Source organism: Amycolatopsis eburnea (assembly GCF_003937945.1).
GTDB lineage: Bacteria > Actinomycetota > Actinomycetes > Mycobacteriales > Pseudonocardiaceae > Amycolatopsis > Amycolatopsis eburnea.
The window spans coordinates 1-15,805 of the sequence record NZ_RSEC01000021.1 but is presented as its reverse complement, the minus strand read 5'-3'; the positions used below and the strand labels follow the sequence as shown (position 1 = coordinate 15,805).

Here is a 15,805-nt window from a genome sequence, read left to right as displayed (position 1 = left end):
TTGGCCGGCGCCGGGGAGCCCGACTCGTAGCCGCCGCCCTACTGGTGACTCAGGCCAGGACGACGCGCGCCAGCTCCGCCGGTGTCGCCAGCAACCCGTGCTTCGGCAGCACCCGCACCGTGTACCCGATCGACCCCGGCCGCGGCAGCTTCAGCCGGGCCGCGAACGCGCCGATGCCGTCCGCCGTCATCGGGACCGTCACCGCGTCGCGCAGCTCGTCGTCGTCGGCTACCTGGCCGACCACCGCCTGGATGTCCACTTCGGACGGGTCGAGGCCGGCCAGGTCGATGCGGGCGCGGATCGTCACCTCGGTGCCGACCACCAGGGGCTCGGTCTGCTCCACCAGGAGCTCCGAGTCGAAGATGCGCAGCCGGGGCCAGGAGACCTCGAGCTTCGTGCGGTAGTCCGCCAGCGACAGCGCGCCGCGGTAACCGTCGCCCGTCGCCGCCGCGACCATGCGGGCGGCCGGGAGGTAGCCGTTGTCGACGTACTCGCGGACCATGCGGGACGCCTGGACGCGCGGGCCGAGCGTCTCCAGCGTGTGCCAGACCATCGACAGCCAGCCGGTCGGGACGCCGTCGGCCGACCGGTCGTAGAACAGCGGGGCGATCTGCTGGCCGAGCAGCTCGTACAGCGCCGCCGCTTCGAGGTCGTCGCGGCGCAGCGGGTCGGTGACGCCGTCCGCGGTCGGGATCGCCCAGCCGTTGCTGCCGTCGTAGCACTCGTCCCACCAGCCGTCGCGGATCGACAGGTTGAGCCCGCCGTTGAGCGCCGACTTCATGCCCGACGTCCCGCACGCCTCCAGCGGGCGCACCGGGTTGTTCAGCCAGACGTCGCAGCCGCGGTAGAGGTAGCGGGCCATCGACATGTCGTAGTCCGGGAGGAAGACGATCCGGTGCCGCACGTCCGCGCCGTCGACGAAGCGGACGATCTGCTGGATCAGCTGCTTGCCGTTCTCGTCGGCCGGGTGCGACTTGCCCGCCACCACGACCTGGAGCGGGCGGTCCTCGTTGAGCAGCAGCGTGCGCAGGCGCTCGGGGTCGCGCAGCATCAGCGTCAGGCGCTTGTACGTCGGGACGCGGCGGGCGAACCCGACCGTGAGCACGTCCGGGTCGAAGACCGAGTCCACCCAGCCCAGCTCCAGCGGGGACGCGCCGCGCTGCAGCCACGCCGCGCGCACCCGGCGCCGCACCTCGTGCACCAGCTTCTCGCGCAGCTCCCGCCGCAGCTCCCACAGCTGCGCGTCCGAGACGCCGTCGCGCAGCGGCCCCTCGCCGACGTCGAGGCCCCACTCGCGGCCGAGCAGCGTGCTCAGCTCGCGCGCCACCCACGTCGGGCCGTGGACGCCGTTGGTCACCGACGAGATCGGCACCTCGTCGTGGTCGAAGCCCGGCCACAGCCGCGAGAACATCTTGCGCGTGACGCGCCCGTGCAGCTGCGAGACGCCGTTCGCGCGCTGCGCCAGCCGCAGGCCCATGTGCGCCATGTTGAACAGGCCGGGGTTGTCCTCGGCGCCGAGGGCGAGCACGCGGCGCGGGTCGATGTCCGGGACGAGCCTGCCGTCGGCGAAGTAGCGCTGGACCAGGTCCACCGGGAACCGGTCGATGCCCGCGCTGACCGGCGTGTGCGTGGTGAACAGCGTCCCGGCGCGGACCGCGGGCATGGCCTCGTCGAACGCGAGCCCGTCGGCCTGGACGATCTCGCGGGCCCGCTCCAGCCCCAGGAAGCCCGCGTGCCCTTCGTTCGTGTGGAACACCATCGGCTGCGGGTGACCGGTCAGCTCGCAGTACTTCCGCACCGCGCGGAACCCGCCGATGCCGGCCAGGATCTCCTGCCGCAGCCGGTGGTCGGCGTCGCCGCCGTAGAGCCGGTCGGTGACGCCGCGCAGGTCCTCGTCGTTGGCCTCGGTGTCGGTGTCGAGCAGCAGCAGCGGCACCCGGCCGACGCGGGCCTGCCAGATCTGCGCGCACAGCTCGCGCCCGCCCGGCATCGCGACGCCGATCAGCACCGGCCGCCCGCCCGCGGTCAGCAGCTCCAGGGGGAACGCGTTCGGGTCGATCACCGGGTAGTGCTCGACCTGCCAGCCGTCCAGCGACAGCGACTGCCGGAAGTAGCCGTTGCGGTAGAGCAGCCCGACGCCGACCATCGGCACGCCCAGGTCGGACGCGGCCTTGAGGTGGTCGCCGGCCAGCACGCCGAGGCCGCCGGAGTAGTTCGGGAGGGCCTCGGTGACGCCGAACTCCATGGAGAAGTAGGCGACCGCCGGCGGCAGGTCGGCGTCCTCGCGCTGCTGGTACCAGCGGGGCTCCGAGAGGTACTTGTCCAGGTCTTCGGCCGCTTCGCGCGCCCGGGCGAGGAAGTCGTCGTCGACGGCCAGCTCGTCGAGGCGGGCCGGCGGCAGCGCGGTGAGCATCCGCAGCGGGTCGCGCACGGCGTTGAACAGCTCGGCGTCCATCGACGCGAACAGGTCGCGCGTCGGCGGGTGCCAGGTCCAGCGCAGGTTGGTGGCCAGCGCGCCGAGGCCGGACAGGGACTCCGGGAGGCTGGCGCGGACGGTGAACCGGCGGACTGCACGCATGGAAAGCGACGATATCGGGCCGCGGGCGGTCGTGCGCAGGGAGGAGTTCGGGGATAACGTGCACGCTCCGCGTAAGCCCTGGGTATGGTCCTGCCCGTCGGGTACGGGTGGGTACGAGAGCGAGTGAAGAAGATGATCCCAGGGGGAGGACGGCGCACGCTGGTCGCGTTGCTCGCCGTCGCGGCCGTGGCCGTGACCGGGTGCAACGACAAGGGCGGCACGGCGAGCGGCGACCCGGGCAAGGACACCGGCGCCGGTTCGGTGTCCGGGCTGCCGGTGACGCACTTCGAAAGCGGCCTCAAGCCGGACGCGCCGTCGCCGGACCTGAACGTCCGCAACGCCGACGGCGGCGAGGACGACAAGCTCGCCACCGCCGCGATCGCCGACGTCCAGACGTACTGGGCCGAGCACCTGCAGGCCGACTTCGGGCAGCAGTTCGAGCCGGTGAAGTCGCTGCTGTCCTACGACGCGCAGTCCGACACCGAAGAGACCGGCTGCGGCAGCGTCAAGAAGCTCGTGAACGCGTTCTACTGCCCGGTCGACGACTCGGTGGCGTGGGACCGCGGCGTGCTGCTGCCGATGCTGCGCCAGCGGTTCGGGCCGATGTCGGTGGTCGTCGTGCTCGCGCACGAGTTCGGCCACGCCGTCCAGTACCGGCTCGGCGACAAGGCGGGGATCACCAAGAGCACCCCGACCGTGGTCAAGGAGCAGCAGGCCGACTGCTTCGCCGGCGGCTACTTCCGCTGGGTCGCCGAGGACAAGAGCAAGTTCTACCGGGTGTCGACGTCCGAGGGCCTGAACCAGGTGATGGCGTCGATGTTCCTGATCCGCGACCAGGCGGGCACCAGCGCCGCCGACCGCGGCGCCCACGGCACGGCGTTCGACCGCACGTACGCGTTCCAGGCCGGGTTCGAGAAGGGCCCGAAGGAGTGCGCGGCGATGAACAACGAGAACGTCAAGGCCCGGCTGACCGAGCGCCCGTTCGACAAGGGCGACAAGGGCAAGGGCGACGCGAAGTTCAACGAACAGGCCGTCGAGCTGCTGAAGAAGAGCCTCGACAAGGCCTTCGAGGGCGCCGGCGTCGCCGCGCCGGAGATCACCGACGGCGGCAGCTGCCAGACCACGCCGCCGGCCTCGTACTGCCCCGGCGACAACACGGTGAGCATCGACCTGGCGAAGCTCGCGGAGCTGGCCCAGCCGATCGACCGCGAGGCCGAGATGAAGGGCGAGGACCCGGGCGGCATGGGCGACTTCGCGGCGTTCTCGGAGGTCGCTTCGCGGTACGCGCTGGGCATCCAGAAGGGCGTCGGCGCGTCGATCGACAACGCGAACGCGGGCCTGCGCACGGCGTGCCTGGTGGGCGCGTGGGCGGCGTTCACGAACCGCCCGGGTGACCTGCGGCTGTCCGCGGGCGACCTCGACGAGGCCATCGCGGACCTGCTGCAGCCGGAGAGCCTGGTGTCCGCGGACGTCAACGGGAAGCGGCCGGACAGCGGTTTCGACCGGGTCGAGTCGCTGCGGAAGGGCTACCTCGAGGGCTCGTCGGTCTGCTCGAAACAGTACGCCTGACCTGAAACGCCGTGAAGGCCTCCTTACCGGTCATAAGTGCCGGTAAGGAGGCCTTCACGGCATTCGGGCTCAGAAGAGGGCGGACGCCAGGTCGCGGCGGGCCTTCATCACGCGGTCGTCGGCCGGGTCGAAGAGGTCGAACAGCGCGACCAGGTGCTCGCGGACCTTGTTGCGGTCCTCCCCCGCCGTGCGGCGGACCGCGTCGATCAGGCGCTTGAAGCCCGCCTCGACGTCGTTCGCCGCGATCTCCAGGTCGGCCGCGTCGAGCTGGGCCGCGAGGTCCGACGGGTCCGCGTCCGCCCGCTCGCGCGCCGACGGGTCCGCGTTCTCCGCGCGGGCGGTGAACTTGACCTGGGCCAGCGCGTTCTTCGCCAGCTCGTTGGCCGGTTCGACGTCGAGGATGCGCTCGTACGCCGCCTGGGCCGCGGCGAAGTCGCCGCGCTCGAAGGCCTCTTCCGCCTCGGTGAAGCGCGGGTCCTCGGGCTCCTCGGCGGGGCCGCCGCCGTTGGCCTCCGCCTCGCGGATCGAGGGCAGCTTGTCGCGCAGGGCGTCCAGCAGCGCGTTGATCCACTTGCGGATCTCCGGCTCGGGCAGCGCGCCGGAGAACGCGTCGACCGGCTGGCCGCCGGCGATCGCGACGATCGTCGGGATGGACTGCGCGCCGAACAGCTGCGCGATCCGCGGGTTGGCGTCGACGTCGACCTTCGCCACGACCCACGCGCCGCCGGACTCGGCGGCCAGGCGCTCCAGCACCGGGGACAGCTGCTTGCACGGGCCGCACCACTCGGCCCACAGGTCGACGACCACCAGCTGGCGCAGCGACCGCTCGACGACGTCGGTCTGGAAGGTGGCCTCGGTGACATCGATCACGGCGTCGGTCGAGACGGGCGGGGGCGGCCCCTCGCCGCCGGACGGGCCGGCCTGCGGGGCCGGCTGCCGCTGCGCCGCATCGGCGCGCGCCTTGAGCGCGGACAGGTCGACCGCGCCGGACAGGGCGGCGGACAAGGCCGCTGACTTCGCTGCAGATCCGCGTGGCTGTGTCACGCCCTCCATCCTGGCACGCGCGCCGGAGGAGTTTCACCGGGTGCCCCGGCCGGTCCGCTTGGCAGGACGGCGCCGCTGGGGCAGGCTCGGCCGGGTGCACATCCGGCGTGACGTGAAGGTGGGGCTGTCGATCGCCGCCGCCGCCGCGTGGATCGGCGCGGTGACGCTGCTCATCGTGCACGAGCCGGACCCGGGCGCGGCGTCGCCCGCAGAGCTGGGCGAACGCCTGGCCACCGCGCTTTCCGGGCACGACGCCGACGCCTTCGCCGGCCTCCTCGACTACCCCGGCTCCGGCGGCGGCGACTTCGCGAAGGACTACGTCGCGGTGCTGACCGACCACGGCGTCCACGACGTCCGGGTGGCGCTCGGACCGGACGCCGCCGCGCCCTCGCGCGCCACGGTGACGGGCACGCTCGGAGACGGACGGCCGTTCAGCTACCCGCTGACGGTGACGAGCGAAGACGGCCGCTGGACGGTCGCCTTCACCCCGCCGCTGCCGTAGTCACGACTCGCGCAGCCGCGCTTCCACGCGTTCCACCTTGGCCTCCAGCTGGCCTTCGAAGCCCGGCCGGATGTCGGCCTTCAGGACGAGGCCGACGCGGGCCGAGCCCTCGCCCGCGGCCTCGACCGCGCGCTTCACGACGTCCATCACCTCGTCCCACTCGCCCTCGATGTTCGTGAACATCGCGTTGGTCGAGTTGGGCAGCCCGGAGTCGCGGACCACCTTGACGGCGCGGGCCACGGCTTCGCTGACTCCGCCGTCGGGCTCCCCGCCGGACGGGCTCACGCTGAACGCGACGATCATGGTCGGAAGTCCCTTCTTCGGTGCTCTTTCCGCCGGTCGCAGGACACGCGCCGGTACCCGCTGGTAACTTCGCGTGTCATGAACCGTCCGCTGCCGTTCGACCCGATCGCCCGCGCGGCCGCGCTCTGGGAGGACCGGATCGGGCCCTCCGGGACCATGGCCGCGGTGACCGGGGTGATGCGGGTCCAGCAGATCATCCAGTCCGCGGTGGACGGCGCGCTCAAGCCGCACGGCCTGACCTTCGCCCGGTACGAAGCACTGGTGCTGCTCACCTTCGCCCGCAGCGCCAGCCTGCCGATGCGGGTGATGGGCGAGCGGCTCCAGCTGCACCCCACCAGTGTCACCAACATAGTCGACCGGCTGGAGAAGGACGGGCTCGTCAAGCGCGTCCCGCACCCGACCGACCGGCGCACGACGCTCGTCGAGATCACCGACGAGGGCCGCAAGCGCCGCGAGACCGCGACCGAGGCCGTGACGACCATCGACTTCGGACTGTCCGGGCTCACCGAGCGGCAGACCGAGCAGCTGACCGACCTGCTGACGAAGGTGCGCCGGGCGGCGGGCGACTTCACCGAATAGCGAAAAGGCCCGCACCGGGCGGTGCGGGCCTTTCTCACGTCCTGGGATCAGGCGGCGACGGGTTCCTTCACCTGGAACAGGCCGACACCGCCGTGGGACAGCCGCTGCGGGCCGTCGAGCTTGCCGTTGCGCAGCGCCCACTTCTCGAACAGCCACGTGAACAGCGGCGGGATGCTCGCGAGCAGGGCGAGGACCAGCGTCTTCGGGCGCCAGCCGAGCGGCTTCGCCACGGACAGGGAGACGACCACGTAGAGGACGAAGATCACGCCGTGCACCATGCCGATGACGGGCACGCCGCCTTCGCCGGCGGAGTGGACGACGTACTTGAGGAACATCCCGACCAGCAGCGCGGCCCAGGAAAGGGCTTCGGCTACTGCGGCCACGCGGAACACGAGAGCGGCCTTGCTGGACACTTCTTCCTCCTGTGGGGTCTCACCACGTTGGTCTAGACACAGAAAACGCCCGACGCACCGTCCACGGCGGACTGCCTGTGGACGTCAACGGCGCTGTCGGACGTGCTGATACCAGTGTGAGGCGTGACGGCCCTCACCGGAACACCGGGTCCCGTGACGATGCTCACGGACGTGGTCCACTGTGGCCGGGACCACGTCCGTGAGCGCCGCTGTCTAGTCAGAACACGGGGAACCCGGTGCCGAGGACGGCGAAGTGCCCCATGTCGCCTTCGCACCATCGGCAGTCAAGGAGAAGTCCAGCGTCGTGCCCCGCTTGAGCTGGTCGAAGCCGACGTACACCTGGTCGCTCGGCCGCGAACCGACCTTCAGGCCCGAGACGTACTGCAGCTTCGAGCCGTCGGCGCCGGGCGCGGTGATCGTGATGTCGCGCCCGTTCTCCAGGTGCAGCACGGACTTCCCGAACCGCGGCGCGTTGAGCACGAAGTTCCCGGTCCCTGGGACAGCGGGATAGAACCCGAGCGCGCTGAAGACGTACCAGGCCGACATGGTGCCGAGGTCGTCGTTCCCGGTGACGCCGTTGGGCGCGTTGGTGAACAGCGTGTGCGCGGCCCGCACGACCGCCGACGTCTTCGCCGGCTGCCCGGTGAGCGCGTACATCCACGGCGAGTGCAGGTCGGGTTCGTTGTTCGGGTTGTAGCGGAACTGGTCGTAGTAGTCGTACGGGCCGACGACCCAGTTCTCGCGGACCGCCGTCGCCGGGTTCTTCAGCAGCTCGTCGTAGGCGAAGAAGTCGTCGAGGCGCTTGCCGGTGTTCGCCGCGCCGCCCATCCGCTGCACGAGCCCGGGGACGTCCTGCTGGACCAGCCACTGGTACTGCCAGGCCGTGCCCTCGTGGAAGCCGTCCTGGCTCTGCGGGCTGTACGGCTTGTCCGCCGGCGAGAACCACGCGCCGCCGAGGACCTTCGGCCGGAAGAAGCCGGTGAAGCCGCGGTCGGTCTGCGTGGAATCCCACAGCGTCCGGTACGTCCGGCCCTTCTCCTTCAGCGCGGCGGCGTCGTCCTTCTTGCCGAGCGCGGCGGCCATGACCGACAGCGAACAGTCACCGAGCGCGTACTCCAGGGTGGCCGAGGCGCCGTGGTTCGGGTCGGTGTCCTGCCCCTTCTTGGGGAAGTCCGGGTCGTACTGGACGAACCCGTCGGCCTGGTAGCTGGCGTTGCCCGAGCGTCCTTGGAACGGCGACGACGCGGGCGGGATCTCCCGCGAGTTCTGCAGGAGCGCCTGGTAGGCGTGCGCCTCCTCGCCCGACAGCGCGCCGAAGCGCCAGAGGTCGACCAGGAACGGCGTGACCGGGTCGCCGGTCATCGTGTTCGTCTCCTGGCTCGCGTACGCCCACCGCGGCAGCCAGCCGCCCTGGTCGTGGATGGCGAGGATGCTCTTCGCGATGTCCTTCGCGCGGCTGGGCCGCAGGAGCGCCAGGAGTTGGTTCTGCGAGCGGTAGGTGTCCCACAGCGAGAAGAAGTCGTAGTACGTCCAGCCGACCGCGCGGTGGATCTTCTTGTCGAAGCCGTAGTAGCGGCCGTCGGCGTCGTTCGCGGTCAGCGGCTGCAGGAGCGCGTGGTAGAGCGAGGTGTAGAACACCGTGCGGTCGTCGGTCGTGCCGCCCTTGATGTCCACTGTGGACAGCTCGTGGCGCCAGGCGAGCTGGACGGCGTCCTTGGCCGCGTCGAACGACCGGATCCGCTCGGCCGCCAAGTTCACCCGCGCGCCCTGCGCGTCCACCTGGGAGATCGCCGTGGTCGCGGTGACCTGGCCGCCGCCGGCGAAGGTCAGCCACGCGCCGCGCAGGCCCGCGCCGCCTTCGGAGGAGCGGGAGCCGGGCGCGCCACCCGTCGGCGACCACGTGCCGAACGCCTTGAACGGCTTGTCGAACTTCGTCGTGAAGTACGTCGTGTAGGCCTTGCCGCCGCAGAACGCCTGCGACTCCACGGTTCCCTCGACGGTCCGGTCGTCGACGACGCGGACGCTGCTGCCCGTCACCGGTTCCTTGTCGTTCGCCTGCCCGACGTTGACGAAGACGTTGGCGTCCCCCGCTTTCGCGAAGGTGTACCGCTCGGCCCCGGCCCGGGTCGCGGCCGTCGTCTCGACGTCGACGCCGCCGTAGCCGGTGAGGTGGACCTTGTAGTAGCCGGGCTTGCCGACCTCGCCGTCGTGGGTGAACGGCGCCGCGTACCGCTTCTGGTCGAAAGTGGACGGCTGGGTCGTGTCGAACGCCTTGCCGGGGCCCACTTCCCCGGTCGTCGGCAACGTCGAGACGAGGCCGCCCTGCTCCCAGCAGCCCGCGCCGGACAGGAAGAAGTGCCCGAACCCGCGGATGGCCGTGTCGGTGTAGCGGTAGCCGGCGTAGTGCGAGGTGATCGGGCTGACCTGCGTCATCCCGAACGGCGCCGAGGCACCCGGGAAGGTGTTGCCCTCGTCCTGCGTGCCGATGAACGTGTTGACGGCGTCCAGGGCGTCACCCCCGGCAGCCGCAGCGACGACGGGACTCACCCCCGTCGCCACCACGGCGAGCGCCAGCGCGCCCGCCAGGACCTTGCTCTTCACTGAGCCTCCTGCCAACGATGTCATCCTCCCGACACCTTCGGCAACGCCCGACGAACCGGTCAAGGGGGCGGTGAATACCTGTCTCGTTCCGGACAGCGCTCAGCCGGGGAGCGCGAAGGCCGTCACCCGCACTGATCCCGTCGCGCCGGTCCGCCGGGCCGCCACCACCAGCTCGGCGCTCGCGGTGACGGCGACTTCGTGGCGGCCGACGTCGCCGGTGACCGCGACGGTCTCGGCCACTTCGCCGTCGACGACCACCCGCACCTCGCCCCCGCTGTCGGCCACGGCTTCGAGGACGACCACGAACGCGCCGGGCCGGGTGAGCAGCCGGACGAGCGGGGTCCAGTCGGTCGCGGTCGTGCCGGGCCAGTCCTGCGGGCGCGCGGGCTGGAAGGCCAGGGCCGGGGCCGGCTCGGCGGCCGCCGCCGCGAACGCCGCGGCGGTGTGGCGGGTGCCTTCGAGCACGCGCAGGCGCCGCTGGATCTCCCGCAGCAGCGTGACGAGGGTGTCCGGGTGGTTGACGCGGCTCACGACGGCTCCAAGAACGGCTCGACGGTCAGCACGACCTCTTCCTGCCCGCCGTCGTCGCCGGGGGTGACCGACAGCCCGAGCAGCCGGACGGTGACGTCGAGCTGGTCCCCGGCGAAGAACGGGTCGTCGACGACGATCCGCGCGTCGTCGCCGACCGAGTACGTCCCGACGACCGGGTCGAGGTCGGCGCGCACGGTCAGCTCGGGCAGCACGACGGGCCGCCGCCGCGCGGCCAGCTCCCCGGCGACGTGCGCGGCGAGCATCGCGGCGTCGGTGGTGTCCACCGCCGCGGCCGCGGCTTCCAGCAGCGGCCAGCCACCCGCCGTCGCGCCCGGGTCCGACCGCACCACCGGGACCCCGCCGGCGCCGGCGTTGCCCATCCCGAGCACCCGGGTCGCCATGCTCGCGGCGTCGCTCGGCCAGACGAAGTCGACGAGGTTCGCGCCGTACTCCCAGACGTACGCGCGCTCCCCGCCCGGCAGGCCCAGGCGCGGGTACCCCAGCCGCAGCAGGCGTTCCGGCTGCCCGCTCTCGTCGTAGCGGACGTCGAAGGCGAAGTCGAAGCCGGTGTCGGTGTTGGCCAGGTCCCGCAGGACCTCCGCGACCGACTTCAGGTCCGCCGACGCGTAGCTGACCGTGCGCAGGACGCCGGAGGTCGCCGTGCCGGTCACCGCCACCCCGAGGTCGCCGCCGTCGGCCGCCTGCGCGAGGTCCAGCAGGCCCCGCACGATCGCGAGCTGGTCGGTGGCGGTGAACGACACCGGCCGGGTCAGGTCGGTGGGGTCGAGGACCAGCCGGTGGTCGAAGTAGGACGCGAAGTCCGCGGCGGTCAGCTCCAGCACGCCGCCGGCCGCGCTGTACCGGCTGGTCCAGACGATGCCGCCCCACACCAGGTCGCCGTCGCGGTCGACGTAGAGCGCGGTGCGGCCCGGCTCGGCGAGCAGCCGCGGTTCGCGGATCCGGATCTCCGGGTCGTCGACCCGCAGCCGCCCGCGCAGCGTGCCGGTGTCGTTGAGCTTCTTGTCGAACTGGACGCCGGCCAGCGGCAGTTCGTCGAGGATCGCGCCGGTGCGCAGGTCCGCGATCAGGTAGGTGTACGACGTGGCCACGTGCGGCGCCTAGTAGGTGGAGAACGTCAGGCCGTCGAGGGAGAACCAGCCGGCGTTGCCCGTGGTCGCCATCACCTCACCGGTCGGCAGGATGTCCACGCGGCCGTGCGCGTCCGGGTTGGTCGAGACGCCGAGCAGCCAGTGCGCGACCGGCCGGTAGCCGACCGGCAGCGTGAAGATCGGCTTGTCGAAGACGCCGTTCCTGACCAGGCCGCGCAGCCGCACCCAGCCATCGTCCATCAGCGTGTAGGCGGCCGTGGTGAACCCGCTGCCGTAGTTGACCCAGCTGTTCTGCAGCGCCGGGGTGCGCCAGGTGTCCCCGCGCGGCGGCCGGTAGGGCGCCCAGGCGCCGCCGCGCTTGCACAGCAGCACGCCGGTGTCGAGGCGGTAGACGAACTGGCTGCTGTGCGTGGTCGCGACGGGCGGGAGGTCGGTTTCGCCCCGCACCGGCAGGATCCCGCTGAGGGCGGCGGTGAACTGGCGGCGGTCGACGACCGTGGGTGCGGTGCCCGCCGGCGGCACCTGGACCTCGGCCAGCACGAGCACCGGCGATCCGGCCGGCGTCGGCCGGACCGGATTGGAAGCGGCGTTCTCCCCCACGTAGACGTTGACCGCGAAGGCGCCGCTGACGATCTCGGCGACGACGAGGTCCACCCTGGACAGTGACGCGTGCGCAGCGCCGAAGGGCAGTTCCTTCACCGCGTCCAGCGTGACGATGTAAGGACCGTCGCCCGGCCGGGCCCGGTCGGCGAGCACGGCCTGGAACGGGTTGACCCGCAGCTTGTTCGACGCGATCGCGACCGTCCCCGGCGTGCCCGGCGCGTCCCGGATCCCCGGGCGCGCCCGCAGCGGGTCGAGCGCGTCGCCGGTCGCGTCCGCCTGCACCAGTGCCCCGGTGATCAACCGCGCTTCGGCCGAGTCGACGCCGTCGACCCACCCCGCGTGCCGTTCCGCCATCGCCAGCTCCCCTTCTCGCTCTTCAGATCCACGCGTCGCGCCAGCGGACGGTCAGCGTGCCCGCTTCGCCGTCGTCGAAAGCTTCGAACCCGATCGCCGTGCTGCCCGGCGGGAGCCCGAACCAGCTCGACCGCGGTTGCAGCACCGAACGCCGGGAGGCCGTGCCGAGGAACACCGTCCGCGCGGCCGTGTCGACGGTCAGCACGTCCCCTTCGGCGAGGCTCAGCGAAAACGCGAGCCGCTCGCCGGTCGAATCGTTGCGGATCACCGGTTGCGTGCACGGCCCGGTGATCGTCCACACCGGACGCGTCGTCGCCGTGCCGGCGTTCACCAGTGCCAGCGTGCCGCCCTGCGCCTGCCCGAACACCAGCGGGAAGCGGAGCGGGAAAGTGATGCCCTGCCCCGGTTCCGGCAGCCCGCACGACAGCTCGTGGACGTCTTCGCCGTAGCGCAGCGGATCGGGCGCGGTGACCTGCAGGGACCAGTCGAAGCTCACCGGCGTCGTGTCGGAGACCTTCGTGCCCGCGGACAGCCGGACCAGCGCCCGGCGGGTCACGGTCCGCTCCCGCACGACAAGCTCCGCCGGCACCGAACCGTCGGCGAGCACGGCGGCGATCCGGTCCTTCGCCCGCTCGTGGGCGTCTTCGTCGGGCGCGACGGCGGTGCCCTCCAACGTGATCACCCGCGCCGAGCGGAACGACGGCGCGTCGAAGGCGCCGTCGCGCTGCGGCCGGTCGGACAGTTCGAGCCGCACGCCGGGCCCGGTCGACCAGCCGTCCTCCTTGGTCACCCACCACTCGACGCCGTCGGCGTCCACGACGTTGCCCGCCCAGCCGTCCACTTCGTACACCGGCAGCGCCAGCGACACGGCACTCAGCGTTTCGCCGCCCATGCCACCTCCCGGGCCGCGACGCGGCCGATCTCGTATTCGGACTGGCCCGCCCGCGGGTGCACGTTGACCGTCACCGAGCCACCCGGCGCGGAGCGGGCCACCGGACCCACGGCGGAGGCCGCGACCGTCTTCGTCAGGTTCGCCACCGCCGGCCGGATCGTCGAGGAGCCCGGCAGCGGCACCAGCCGGGTCATCGCGCCGGACACCTGGTCGCCGCTCGCCTCGATGCCGACCGTCAGCCCGGCCCCGATGTTGCGGCCGATGTCCGCCATCACCTGCGACGGCGAGAAGATCTTGAGCACGCTCTTGATCGGGCCGGGGATCTTGTCGACGATGAAGTTCTTGATCGCCGAGAGGATGTTGCCCGCCATGTCGCGGATCCCGCCGATGAACCCTTCGATCAGCGACTTCCCGGCGCCGTAGAGCGTCTTCCCGATGTTGCCGAGCGCGGAGACGACCCGGCCGGGCAGCCCGCGCACGAACGAGACGACCCCGGAGATCGCGTTGCTCACCGCGGACTTGGCCTGGTCGAAGGCGTTCCGCACGATGCCGACCACCTGGCCGACGCCGCGGATCGTCGCGACGACCGTGTGGATCGCGGCGGTGACCACCGCCTTGACCGCGTTGAACACCGCCGTCACCACGGTCCGGACGATGCTGAAGTAGGTGGTGACGTAGGTGCGGATCACCGTGACCGCGACCTGGATGACCTTCGCGATGTAGGGCCACACCACCGCGACGACGCCGCGGATCGCGTTCACCGCCCCGAGCACGACGTTCTTCACCGCGGTGAACACGGCGTTGACGATGTTCCGGAACGTCGTGCTGCGGTTGTAGGCCAGCACGACCGCCGCCACGAGCAGCGTGATCGCGGTGATGATCAGGCCGATGGGGTTCAGCCGCATGACGACGTTGAGCAGTCCCTGCGCGATGGACCAGAGGCGGGTCGCGACGGCGACGACGCGTTGCGCCACGGCCATCGCCACCGTCCGGGCGGTCGCGATCACCGCCTGGACCGCGGTTTTCGCGTAGGCGACGGCGAGCTGCGCCAGGTTCCGCACGGCGCCCGCGGCGGCCAGTGCCGTGCTCCGGGCCTGTGCGGCGAACCGGCCGATCGCCTGCCCCGCGCTCGTCGCGGCCTGGCGAGCGGTGTTCAGCCCTTGGGTGAGCGCGCCGCGCAGCGACGTCCCGAGGTCGCGGATCGCGCCCGGGGCGTTCTTCACCATGGACTTCAGGTCCGAGCCGAGCTTCCGCACCTCGGTCGCGCTTTCCCGCAGCCCGGTGCGCAGGTCCTTGATGGCGCCCGGCAGTTCCTTCATCGCGGCCGCGGCGTCCTTGACCTGCCCGACGGTGTCCCGCACGGCGGTCGAGGCGGTGTTGATCGCGTCGGCGAAGCCCACCACGTCGGTGACCGCCGCGGTCACCGCCGGGTGCGTCTCCTTGAACTTGGCGGTCATCTCGCCGAGTTCCTTGTTGACGTGCTCGGTGAACCCTTCGGTCAGCTTCGTCGCCGCGTCGGAGACGGCGCTCGTGATCGACTCGCGGATGCCGTCGATCAACGCCGTCACCTGGGCCTGCGCCGCGCTGGTGATGGCCGACGTCGGCTGCGTCACGAACTCACCTCCCTGGGGTGCCGAAGAAGGCGGCGATCTCGTCGGTGGTCGCCGCGGGGTCGGGTTCGGGCTCCAGGCCCGGCCGTGGGACCGGGCGCGGCCGGTCCGGCTGGTCGGCGCCCTCGGCGGAATTGGCCGCGACGAACAGCCAGTTGCCCACCGCGAGCTCGTCGACCGCGCCCGCGAGCAGGTGCTCGGTCAGGCCCCACTCGGCCGCCTCGCCGTGCAGGGCGCGCACCAGCGCCGACTCGCGGGGCAGGTGCCGGATCAGCACCCGCAGCCGCCTCGGCGTCAGCTTGCCGCGGTAGTAGTCGAGCAGGTCCACCCGGTAGAACCGGAGCAGGTCGGCTTCGACGGCCTCGCCGTGCTCGCTCAGGAGCGCGTCGAGGCCGAGGATTCCCCCAGCGCCATACCGGTGTCCCGGCCGTAGGCCTCCAGCAGGGCCTGGACGTCCTGCACGCTCAGCGCGTGCCGGCCGAGCCGCTCGAACTGCTCGGCGCCGAGCAGCACCTCGAGCAGACCGTCCAAATCGGACGGATCGAGGCCGGACAACTGCGCCACCGCTTCCCGGGGCAGCTCGGTCGGCAGGCTGAAGGTGTCGCCGTCCAGCTCGAACTCCCAGCGCTCCCCCAGCGCTTCCAGGCGCTGCGCGCGGACGGCGTTGACGTTGTACTTCGCCATTTCGTGCGTTCCCCCTCGCCCGCTCACGCGGGCTGTTCTTCGGCTTCGGCGGCGGCGGTGGCGCCGGCGGCCGGGTTGATCGACCACTGCGCGAGCGGCTCGGACGTGCTGTTGATCGGTGTCATGGCGGTGAAGGTGACGCCGAGCTTGATCGCCGACGTCCGCGTGATCGCGGTTTCGTCGGTCTCGGTGACGACGCCGCGCGGGATGTAGAACCGGTGCTTGACGTTCGGGCCGTCGCTGAACTCGATGCCGAGCGCGCGTTCGTCGACCCGGGGCGCGGCGGCGATGTTGTAGACGCCGTTCGTCCCGGCGGGCGCGCTGAAGAAGAACTGCAGGGTCGCGCGGTTCCGCCTATCGCATATGTCTACCCGTTCGATCCGTTTCCCCAGCTCAAGGAGAGTTTCAATGCCCGCTCAGCAGCCCATCGTCG

General features: G+C 71.7%; 16 protein-coding genes and 1 pseudogene. 4 read left to right on the top strand and 13 right to left on the bottom strand.

Annotation, left to right across the window (positions count from 1 at the left end; genetic code table 11):
* Positions 1-49: 49 nt before the first annotated feature.
* The gene (gene glgP / locus EIY87_RS03945) at positions 50-2,578 is read right to left on the bottom strand and encodes an alpha-glucan family phosphorylase (protein ID WP_125306271.1); all 2,529 of its coding nucleotides are present in this window, start codon (positions 2,576-2,578) and stop codon (positions 50-52) included.
* A gap of 132 nt (positions 2,579-2,710) precedes the next feature.
* Here glgP and EIY87_RS03940 point away from each other — a divergent pair, with 132 nt between their 5' ends.
* Positions 2,711-4,147, top strand: coding sequence for a neutral zinc metallopeptidase (locus tag EIY87_RS03940; protein WP_191983972.1), 1,437 nt, complete (start codon positions 2,711-2,713; stop codon positions 4,145-4,147).
* A gap of 69 nt (positions 4,148-4,216) precedes the next feature.
* Here EIY87_RS03940 and EIY87_RS03935 read toward each other — a convergent pair whose 3' ends face one another.
* Positions 4,217-5,191, bottom strand: coding sequence for a tetratricopeptide repeat protein (locus tag EIY87_RS03935; RefSeq protein ID WP_125306269.1), 975 nt, complete (start codon positions 5,189-5,191; stop codon positions 4,217-4,219).
* 40 nt (positions 5,192-5,231) lie between these two features.
* Between EIY87_RS03935 and EIY87_RS03930 the strand changes: the two genes are divergently transcribed.
* Positions 5,232-5,693 carry a hypothetical protein gene (locus EIY87_RS03930; protein WP_225439690.1) on the top strand — a complete coding sequence of 154 codons (462 nt, stop codon included), beginning with the start codon at positions 5,232-5,234 and terminating at the stop codon, positions 5,691-5,693.
* Here EIY87_RS03930 and EIY87_RS03925 read toward each other — a convergent pair whose 3' ends face one another.
* The gene (locus EIY87_RS03925; protein WP_125306268.1) at positions 5,694-5,996 is read right to left on the bottom strand and encodes a thiamine-binding protein; all 303 of its coding nucleotides are present in this window, start codon (positions 5,994-5,996) and stop codon (positions 5,694-5,696) included.
* Positions 5,997-6,074: 78 nt separating this feature from the next.
* Between EIY87_RS03925 and EIY87_RS03920 the strand changes: the two genes are divergently transcribed.
* Positions 6,075-6,575 carry a MarR family winged helix-turn-helix transcriptional regulator gene (locus EIY87_RS03920; RefSeq protein ID WP_125306267.1) on the top strand — a complete coding sequence of 167 codons (501 nt, stop codon included), beginning with the start codon at positions 6,075-6,077 and terminating at the stop codon, positions 6,573-6,575.
* Between the two features lie 47 nt (positions 6,576-6,622).
* Here EIY87_RS03920 and EIY87_RS03915 read toward each other — a convergent pair whose 3' ends face one another.
* From EIY87_RS03915 to EIY87_RS49380, 10 genes and pseudogenes are all read right to left on the bottom strand, one after another.
* The gene (locus EIY87_RS03915) at positions 6,623-6,988 is read right to left on the bottom strand and encodes a DUF3817 domain-containing protein (RefSeq protein ID WP_125306266.1); all 366 of its coding nucleotides are present in this window, start codon (positions 6,986-6,988) and stop codon (positions 6,623-6,625) included.
* A 213-nt stretch (positions 6,989-7,201) separates the two neighbouring features.
* Positions 7,202-9,613, bottom strand: a complete 2,412-nt coding sequence (locus tag EIY87_RS03910) for a GH92 family glycosyl hydrolase (RefSeq protein ID WP_125306265.1) — start codon at positions 9,611-9,613, stop codon at positions 7,202-7,204.
* A 75-nt stretch (positions 9,614-9,688) separates the two neighbouring features.
* Positions 9,689-10,120 carry a hypothetical protein gene (locus EIY87_RS03905; RefSeq protein ID WP_125306264.1) on the bottom strand — a complete coding sequence of 144 codons (432 nt, stop codon included), beginning with the start codon at positions 10,118-10,120 and terminating at the stop codon, positions 9,689-9,691.
* Positions 10,117-11,229: a hypothetical protein gene (locus EIY87_RS03900; RefSeq protein WP_125306263.1), complete on the bottom strand. Its 1,113-nt coding sequence runs from the start codon at positions 11,227-11,229 to the stop codon at positions 10,117-10,119. The genes EIY87_RS03905 and EIY87_RS03900 overlap by 4 nt, the downstream gene beginning before the upstream one ends.
* A 9-nt stretch (positions 11,230-11,238) precedes the next feature.
* Positions 11,239-12,186 (bottom strand): hypothetical protein, encoded by a 948-nt coding sequence (locus EIY87_RS03895; RefSeq protein ID WP_125306262.1) that lies wholly within the window; start codon positions 12,184-12,186, stop codon positions 11,239-11,241.
* Between the two features lie 22 nt (positions 12,187-12,208).
* Positions 12,209-13,078, bottom strand: a complete 870-nt coding sequence (locus EIY87_RS03890; protein WP_125306261.1) for a phage distal tail protein — start codon at positions 13,076-13,078, stop codon at positions 12,209-12,211.
* Positions 13,060-14,691, bottom strand: coding sequence for a phage tail protein (locus tag EIY87_RS03885; protein ID WP_125306260.1), 1,632 nt, complete (start codon positions 14,689-14,691; stop codon positions 13,060-13,062). Before EIY87_RS03885 ends, EIY87_RS03890 begins: the two co-directional genes overlap by 19 nt.
* A 4-nt stretch (positions 14,692-14,695) precedes the next feature.
* Positions 14,696-15,016 carry a hypothetical protein gene (locus EIY87_RS03880; protein ID WP_125306259.1) on the bottom strand — a complete coding sequence of 107 codons (321 nt, stop codon included), beginning with the start codon at positions 15,014-15,016 and terminating at the stop codon, positions 14,696-14,698.
* A gap of 47 nt (positions 15,017-15,063) precedes the next feature.
* Positions 15,064-15,372, bottom strand: coding sequence for a hypothetical protein (locus tag EIY87_RS03875; RefSeq protein ID WP_125306258.1), 309 nt, complete (start codon positions 15,370-15,372; stop codon positions 15,064-15,066).
* A gap of 131 nt (positions 15,373-15,503) precedes the next feature.
* Positions 15,504-15,662: pseudogene (locus tag EIY87_RS49380) on the bottom strand (phage tail tube protein); the annotation flags it as partial.
* On the opposite strand from EIY87_RS49380, the gene EIY87_RS48245 reads away from it, so the two are divergent.
* A partial coding sequence (locus EIY87_RS48245) for a hypothetical protein (protein ID WP_225439689.1) occupies positions 15,591-15,805 on the top strand: 215 nt, incomplete at its 3' end. The pseudogene EIY87_RS49380 and the gene EIY87_RS48245 sit on opposite strands and share 72 nt — an antisense overlap.

What these genes read in the sequence shown, in the direction of transcription:
- EIY87_RS03910 (WP_125306265.1), bottom strand. Translation starts at nt 9,613, where the DNA reads ATGACATCGTTGGCAGGAGGCTCAGTGAAGAGCAAGGTCCTGGCGGGC.
- EIY87_RS03890 (WP_125306261.1), bottom strand. Translation starts at nt 13,078, where the DNA reads ATGGGCGGCGAAACGCTGAGTGCCGTGTCGCTGGCGCTGCCGGTGTAC.
- EIY87_RS03895 (WP_125306262.1), bottom strand. Translation starts at nt 12,186, where the DNA reads ATGGCGGAACGGCACGCGGGGTGGGTCGACGGCGTCGACTCGGCCGAA.
- EIY87_RS03925 (WP_125306268.1), bottom strand. Translation starts at nt 5,996, where the DNA reads ATGATCGTCGCGTTCAGCGTGAGCCCGTCCGGCGGGGAGCCCGACGGC.
- glgP (WP_125306271.1), bottom strand. Translation starts at nt 2,578, where the DNA reads ATGCGTGCAGTCCGCCGGTTCACCGTCCGCGCCAGCCTCCCGGAGTCC.
- EIY87_RS03875 (WP_125306258.1), bottom strand. Translation starts at nt 15,372, where the DNA reads ATGGCGAAGTACAACGTCAACGCCGTCCGCGCGCAGCGCCTGGAAGCG.
- EIY87_RS03940 (WP_191983972.1), top strand. Translation starts at nt 2,711, where the DNA reads ATGATCCCAGGGGGAGGACGGCGCACGCTGGTCGCGTTGCTCGCCGTC.
- EIY87_RS03920 (WP_125306267.1), top strand. Translation starts at nt 6,075, where the DNA reads ATGAACCGTCCGCTGCCGTTCGACCCGATCGCCCGCGCGGCCGCGCTC.